The sequence below is a fragment of the Salinimicrobium terrae DSM 17865 genome (assembly GCF_000424665.1).
GTDB classification, from domain to species: Bacteria; Bacteroidota; Bacteroidia; order Flavobacteriales; family Flavobacteriaceae; genus Salinimicrobium; species Salinimicrobium terrae.
Window position 1 is genome coordinate 25,315 of the sequence record NZ_AUKI01000006.1, and the last position, 7,684, is coordinate 32,998.

Annotated in this window: 5 protein-coding genes; all 5 read right to left on the reverse strand. The window is 45.7% G+C overall.

Annotated features, from left to right (window positions below):
- Positions 1–45 precede the first annotated feature (45 nt).
- Positions 46–657: a DUF3347 domain-containing protein gene (locus tag H148_RS18230; RefSeq protein ID WP_051286125.1), complete on the reverse strand. Its 612-nt coding sequence runs from the start codon at positions 655–657 to the stop codon at positions 46–48.
- Between the two features lie 26 nt (positions 658–683).
- The gene (locus H148_RS0102355; RefSeq protein ID WP_029033364.1) at positions 684–2,438 is read right to left on the reverse strand and encodes an efflux RND transporter periplasmic adaptor subunit; all 1,755 of its coding nucleotides are present in this window, start codon (positions 2,436–2,438) and stop codon (positions 684–686) included.
- Entirely contained in the window at positions 2,422–3,675 is a 1,254-nt protein-coding gene (locus H148_RS0102360) for a TolC family protein (protein WP_029033365.1), read from the reverse strand. The genes H148_RS0102355 and H148_RS0102360 overlap by 17 nt, the downstream gene beginning before the upstream one ends.
- On the reverse strand, positions 3,672–7,403 hold the full coding sequence (locus tag H148_RS17060; RefSeq protein WP_051286127.1) for an efflux RND transporter permease subunit: 3,732 nt from the start codon (positions 7,401–7,403) through the stop codon (positions 3,672–3,674). Before H148_RS17060 ends, H148_RS0102360 begins: the two co-directional genes overlap by 4 nt.
- 9 nt (positions 7,404–7,412) lie before the next feature.
- Positions 7,413–7,684 (reverse strand): transposase (locus tag H148_RS0102370; protein ID WP_083961549.1); only part of this gene is annotated, 272 nt, incomplete at its 5' end.

Below are 7,684 nucleotides of genomic sequence, written 5' to 3' on the forward strand. Positions count from 1 at the left end.
ACAGCGGTTACAAACCATATTTTTGATAAAAAGCTTCACTTGCGCCTATTGAATAGTTTCGCGAACGCTACCACACTTCAGCATTTTATCACCGTAGTAAGGATTACGAATCTCTTCAGAAGATGAAAGCCAGGCTCCACCCTGTCCATCAAATGCCATGGGGCAATATTGCTTATAGATCTCTCCCGAAGCAATTGCACCGGTCAAAAGCTCTTCCATTGCAGCAGAAAGATCTAAAAATGCGGTTCTCTGCTCATTCACGTCTTCAGAATTTGCAATAGTCTGTGCAGCCTGTAGCGCCTCAGTGTTGTTTTCCACGCCATCCAGAGCTTCTACCAGCATCTCTCCACCATTTTGAGCTTCCTCTGCATTTGTATTGACCAAAGCCGTCTTTATGTGCGTATAATGCCCGTAAACACCAGCGATACGATCATCGCTAAAATTAACTTCACGTGTTTGACCGTCATCCAGGTTACCTGCCATTTCATGCATGCCGTCTACGTCACCCATATCGTGTTCATCGGTCTCGGACATGTGCATTTCGTTTTGCATTGGCATTGCACCGTCCTCGACTTCATTTTCCTTTTTAGTCTCTCCACAGGAAGCAAATAGAAAAGCTCCTGCTAAGGCTAACATTGTGATTTTTGTGTTCTTCATTTTTCTGGTTTTTAATTGTTATTGATTTATTTTAATTGTTCTACTATTTCTCCACAGCTAAGCATTGCCTCACCGTAATATGGATTCCTTATTTCGGCTATGTCGCTCAGCCAGTAAGCTCCTTTGTCTGAATTTGCCATAGGACAGTAATCCACATAAACCGTCTTGTCTTGTAATCCAAAAGCTGCCACGGTTTTGATCATAGCTTCAGATAAATAAATAAAATTCTCCCTTTGCTTTGAAAGGTCTTCTGTGAGTCCTTCTTCGGAATGTTTCAAAAGGAATTTCTTTTTCTCCTGCCAGAATTCTTCTGCTTCCCCGGCTAATCCGGTTGCATTTATCTCCTGAAGTCTTTGTGCAAACTGACGTGTCAAAGTTACGCTTTCTTCCTCTTCCCCTTCAACCAGGGCATCCTTGAGCTGCAGGTAGTCTGATACCAGCTCCCCTAACTGCTCCTGAAACTCCCCCGAAACCTGCAGCCTGAAGTCATAGGCGCTGTCTTTGAGGTATTGCCTTATATCCATTTGCGGACTTTGCGGTGTAACCGTGCCGGGATTCATCATGCTTGGTTTACCTGCCAGTTGAGCTGCAGCGTCTACGGTAAAGGTACCGTTCACAACAATTTCCTCTCCGGGAGAAAGTCCTTCTTCCACGACATAAGCTGCTCCTAAAAGCTGTCCCAGTACAACTTCCCGCATTACAAACAGGGGATTTGATGCTGTACCTTCGTTGACATACACTACACTGCGTTTACCGGTCCACAATACTGCAGAACGCGGAATGGTCAATCCTGAAACCGCTTCCCCGCCGTCTCCGCTGACTACTCCGGAAACAAACATGCCGGGCTTCAACCTGTCATCAAGATTAGGCACTGCCACTCTTGCCGTGGCTACTCTTGTTTGTCGATCTATAATGGGGTCTATAAAGTCTATAGTTCCTGTAAAGGTTTCCCCGGGAATAGAGGCTACTGTGAACTCTATAGTATCGCCAAGATCTACCATTCCAAGGTTCCGTTCATAAAGATCGAATAGAACCCACATTTTTGACAGGTCGGCGATCTGGTAAAGCGGCATTCCCCGCTCCACATAATCTCCCAGCTCCACCATTTTCTCTGTAACTACACCATTTACATCGGCAGTAATAGTAAAACGATCGGTGGCTTCCCCGCTTTCAATAATACGGTTGATCTGGTTTTCCCCAATCCGCCAGTTGCGCAGCTTTTGTTTAGCCGCCTCAAAAAGTTCAGGTTGAGAATTGCGGATGGCGTATGCCTGCAGCAATTCTTCCTGGGCCGTCACCAATTCCGGAGAATAAACCACTGCCAGCGCCTGGCCTCTCCGCACTTCCTCTCCGGTAAAGTTCACCATCAATCTTTCAATCCTTCCCGGCACGTGCGTGCTTTGAGTGTAGGAGATCCTTTCATCTACGGCTACTTTTCCGTTTAATTGCAGTTCTCTTTCCACAGAAGTATTTCCCGCCTCCTGCGTCTGAATGTTAGCGAGTTTCATCGCATACTCGGTCATTTGCACTGCATTGGGATTCTCTACTACGTCTGAACTCTCCAGCGGGATAAGATCCATCCCACAAATGGGACATTTACCCGGTTCTGCAGCGCGAATCTGTGGGTGCATGGAACAGGTCCATATAGTTTCCTGTCCGGCTTCTGCACTGTGATCATGAACTGCGGTGTCATCACTGCCTCCAAAGAACAGCCAGCCCAAAAGAACTCCTATTATAAGGGTGCCGGCGATAATTAGAATATTTTTATTTTTGTTTGTCATTTTCCAAAGTTTTACCCAATAAATAATCGATTTTTGCCAGCGCTGTAAGGTAGTTCGCTTCTACTTCTGCTACTGCCAGCTGATATTTTAAAAGTTCCTGTCGTACTCTTAGAATTTCCTCAAAATTGGAGGCCGCATTCCGGTAAGAGGAAAGTAGTAAATTGAGCACCTGTTTAGAACTTTCTACCTGTTGCTCATATAAAGCCAGCATGGCCCTCGCCTCCTTTACTTCAAACAGTGCTACTTCAATTTCTGCTAAAAGTTGGTTTTCCAAACCTTCTTTTCGCTGCTCATAACTTTCGGCCATAAAAGCGGCCTGTTTGCGTGCTGCTCTATATTTCCCCCGGAAAATTGGTAAGCTAATAGAAAGCATAGGCATGATTGCATCGCGGCCGTTGTCTTCCACTGCCATATCCATTCTTTCTCCAACAATCACGTAATCAACTCCAATTCCTATATTGGGCATTCCTTCTTTCTTCGCAAGTTCTTCCCTTGCCCGTGCCGAAGCCGCCATCTTCTCCATTTCCTCAAGTTGAGGATTGCCTGTAACAAAGGTGTCAAAAAAGGCATTTTCAGGAAGTATTTCTATTTCATCCGGCACAATTACTGCTTCATATATTTCCCTGTTCAGCAAAGCATTGAACTGGGCTTGCAGCACTTCCCGTCTGAGCCGGATGACTTCCAGGCCGGTTACAGATTCATTCCGAAGCAGGTCGGCTTGCAGCACATCAGATAATGCTCCGCTGCCTGCACTCACACGCGACAGGGCGAGATCTTTATAATTCTGAAGAATCTCCAGATTTTCCTGCTGAAACTGAAGCTGCTGTTCAAGTTCGTACAGCTCATAATATTTGCTGCTCACCTGCAACAGAAGCTCATTGCGAGCATCCAAAAAAGCCTGAAACTTTGCTTCGGCCATTAAAATTGCCACATTTTCCCGCACCTCCAGGGTTCCAAACCACGGAAACATCTGCATCAGTGAAAAACGTGCTTCCTGCGGTCCCAATCGTGTCTCCACCATCTGCCCGAAGGCCGATACGGTAAGTGTTGGATCGGGCAGACTTTTCACTTGTGGTGCTTCCTGCAGCGCAGCTTCAAATTCGGAATAAGCAGCCTTCACTTTCGGATTATTTTCCGCAGCGATCAGCAGATAGTCCTCCAGGGTCTGGGCATTCATGCTTCCCGAAAGAAGAAAAAGCAGACCTGTCAAAAAGGGTATTTTTAAAGAGTTTTTCATCCTTCAGTTATTTTGTTTTCGTTTCTTGTCACTACAGTTTCCCGCCAAATTGCCTGAAGTACGGGCACCACGAAAATTGTCATGATCTGGATTACCATTCCTCCCACAATAGGGATAGCCATGGGCACCATGATGTCAGCACCTTTTCCGGTGGAGGTCAACACAGGATATAAAGCAATAATGGTCACAGCTGTGGTCATCATCGCCGGCCGCACTCTTTTTCTTCCAGCTTCCAAAACTGCGGCTCTTACTGCAGGTACGGTTTGCGGATCGCGCTTTTCAAAAACCTGGTGAATATAGGTTCCCATAAGCACGCCATCATCTGTTGCGATCCCAAAGAGGGCAATAAAACCTACCCACACTGCCACACTTAAATTGATCGTGCCCATCTGGAAAAGGTCCCGCATATTCATTCCCGAAATGCTGAAGTCCATAAACCACGGCTGCCCATAAAGCCAGATCATTATAAATCCACCGGCAAAAGCCACAAATACCCCCGAAAAATGGATCGTAGAAGCAATTACAGTCTTAAACTGAAAGTACAACAACAGAAAGATGATCACCAGGGAAATAGGTATAACTATGGCAAGTCTTTTAACAGCCCGCACCTGATTCTCATAATTTCCGGAAAACTCAAAACTCACTCCCGGAGGGACAACAAGCTCTCCGGTTGCAATTCTTGCTGCAATCATGGCCTGGGCATCATTAACGACGTTCACTTCGGCGAAATCTTCTTTTTTATCAAACAACACATAGCCAACCAAAAACGTGTCCTCACTCTTGATCATTTGTGGCCCTTTTACGTAGCGTACATCCACGAGCTGTCCCAGCGGAATTTGTGCTCCGGTGGGTGTTGGCACCAAAATACGCTCGATCTCCTCGGGCGAATTTCGTAGCTCCCGTGGATACCTCACCCGCACCGGATAACGTTCCCGACCTTCTACTGTGGTGGTGATCTCCATACCGCCAATGGCAGTTTCAATGGTTTGCTGCACTTTTTCAATGCTTAGACCGTAGCGGGCAATATTCTGCCGGTTAATGTCAAGTTCCAGGTATGGTTTTCCTACAATACGATCGGCGAAAACTGCTTCCTCTTTTACTGAAGGCACTTGCTTAAGTATCTCTTCCAGCTCAAATCCGAACTCCTGAATCGTCTCTAAATCTGGTCCATAGACTTTGATGCCCATTGGTGCCCGCATCCCCGTTTGCAGCATCACAAGTCTGGTTTCAATAGGCTGCAGTTTAGGTGCTGAAGTTACTCCGGGTAATCTGGTGACCTGCACGATCTCATCCCAAATATCATCGGGGCTTAAAATATGATCTCTCCAGTTTCTGAAATATTCTCCATCTTCATCGGCCACCAGGTCTTTTGCAGAAATATTCCGAAGTACTGCCTTTTCATGTGGAATAGCTTCCCCCGTCTTCAGAATGAAATTTCCGTCGTCATCTACTCTAAAGCGCTGCATTTTTCCTTCTTCATTCAGGATATATTCCGGCTTGTAATTAATGACATTCTCATACATGGAAATAGGCGCGGGATCAATAGCTGTTTCTGCCCGGCCCAGTTTTCCAACGGCAACTTCGACTTCAGGAATATTGGTCACTGCCATATCGAGCTTTTGCAGTACTTCCTTACTACCTTCGATCCCAAGGTGTGGCATCGAAGTAGGCATCAATAGAAAGCTTCCTTCATTAAGGGTGGGCATGAATTCTTTTCCGACTCCGGGAAAAGTTTCGGAAGCTGCTATCCAGCCGTCAGATTCTCTTATATCCCAACCAATTTCCTCTGCTCCTTCGGCTACAAATCCGAAGATTTTTGGAAAGCCCTGCCAAATCAATAATCCAATAAGAATAGTGACGATTGGTAAGGCGAGGAAGGTTTTTTTATTCTCCAGGCACCAGGTGAGAATATTCTCGTAATACTTCACAATAGCCAAAAGTGCTGCCAGAGTGATCACCAGCAAAATGATCACAAAAAGGTAATTTTCTATAATGCTATTCCGTACACCGAGTGGCATCCAATGTGTCGTAAGAAAAAATATAGTCACCGCCAGGATGATGAAAAGGGAGATCTCTTTAGAATATTTTCCAAGGAAGCCACGGCTTTGGGGCTCCAGCAATCTCAAGATTCCTATTACCGAAAGCGCAAGTGGAAGCCACATTCCGAAGAGTAGGGAAAGAATAATTCCGCCGGCTATTAAACCATAATTCCAGATTCGATTGACCCTTTCTTTTTTCAGCCTTAAAGAGAAAAAATAATAAGACAACATTGGCAGTACGATCACCCCGAGTAAAAACGCGGCTATAAGCGCAAAGGTTTTTGTAAAAGCCAGGGGGCGGAACAATTTTCCTTCGGCATGCTCCATAAAGAACACCGGCAGGAAACTCACGACTGTAGTCGCAAGCGCAGTTGTCACGGCAGGTCCTACTTCAATAGTAGCATTTCTTATGACGCGCAGCAGTTTTGCCCCACCGGCATCCTTATTTTCATCAAATTCAAGGTGACGCAACGTATTTTCTACAAACACAATCCCCACGTCGACCATTACCCCAATGGCAATGGCTATCCCCGAAAGTGCCACCACATTTGCGTCCACTCCAAAGTAGCGCATGGCTATAAAAGTCATTAGTACGGCAATGGGCAGCAGACTTGAAATAAGAATGGACGCACGAAGGTTGAGCACCAGGATGATCACCACAATTATACTGATGAGAATCTCGTCGGAAAGGGCACTTTCCAAGGTTCCCAGTGTCTCCTGAATAAGTTGGGTACGGTCGTAGAAAGGTACTACGGTAAGCCTGCTTACAGTGCCATCCTCCAGAACTTTTGTCGGCATTCCGGGAGCGATCTCTGCAATCTTCTCCTTTACGTTATTAATTACCGCCAAAGGATTAGATCCATACCGGGCTACTACAACCCCGCCGACCACTTCAGCTCCCGCTTTGTCGAGAATACCACGTCTTTCGGCAGGTCCAAGAGTGACGACTCCAATATCCGAAATTAGTATTGGCGTGTTGTCGTTCACTGCGACTACAGTGTTTTCGATATCCTCGAGGGATTCAATGTAGCCCAGACCACGAACCAAATATTCCACCTGATTCACCTCTATCGTCTTGGCACCAATATCGCGGTTGGAATTTTTGACCGCCATCATTACGTCATCGATCCCTACATTAAAAGCTTTCAAAGCATCGGGATCTACATCCACCTGGTATTCCTGAACAAAGCCTCCCACAGAAGCAACTTCAGAAACTCCTTCCACTCCGCTTAAGCCGAGTTTTACGTAGTAATCCTGCACCGATCTTATCTCATGGAGATCCCAGCCACCGGTAACATTTCCTGCTGTATCCCTTCCCTCCAGGGTGTACCAGAAGACCTGGCCTAGTGCAGTTGCATCGGGTCCCAGAGTTGGTTGGGCATCTTCAGGTAAAAGACCAGAAGGCAGAGAATTGATCTTTTCAAGAATTCGGGTACGGGACCAATAGAATTCTACATCTTCATTAAATATAATGTTGATGCTCGAAAACCCAAACATCGAAGTACTTCGAATGGATTCCACTCCTGGAATACCCAGAAGTGAAGTTGTCAACGGATAGGTGATCTGGTCCTCGATGTCTTGCGGCGAGCGGCCGGGCCATTCGGTAAAGACGATCTGCTGATTTTCTCCAAGATCTGGAATTGCATCTACAGGAACGGGATCACGAGGCAATAGGGGATCATGCCTAATTGTTGTGGACTAGACAAATATTCTAGTTAATCTATACAGGAAAAATTCGACATTTTTCACTCCTCTAAATTGACTTCTAAAGGCCTTTATTTTTGCATTAAAAGATTCTGCTGAAGCGTTTGTGCTTCTATTTTGGAAGTAGTTTAAGATCGACCTATAATTTAGCTGTATACTGTTGGCTACTGTATTGAAGGCTTTAAAACCTGTATCCTCGACTTGTTTGTACCAGTGCGCCAGCTTGGTAAAGGCCACACCCTTATCTTTTGTCTCATTGAATATGG

What these genes read in the sequence shown, in the direction of transcription:
- H148_RS18230 (WP_051286125.1), bottom strand. Translation starts at nt 657, where the DNA reads ATGAAGAACACAAAAATCACAATGTTAGCCTTAGCAGGAGCTTTTCTA.
- H148_RS0102355 (WP_029033364.1), bottom strand. Translation starts at nt 2,438, where the DNA reads ATGACAAACAAAAATAAAAATATTCTAATTATCGCCGGCACCCTTATA.
- H148_RS0102360 (WP_029033365.1), bottom strand. Translation starts at nt 3,675, where the DNA reads ATGAAAAACTCTTTAAAAATACCCTTTTTGACAGGTCTGCTTTTTCTT.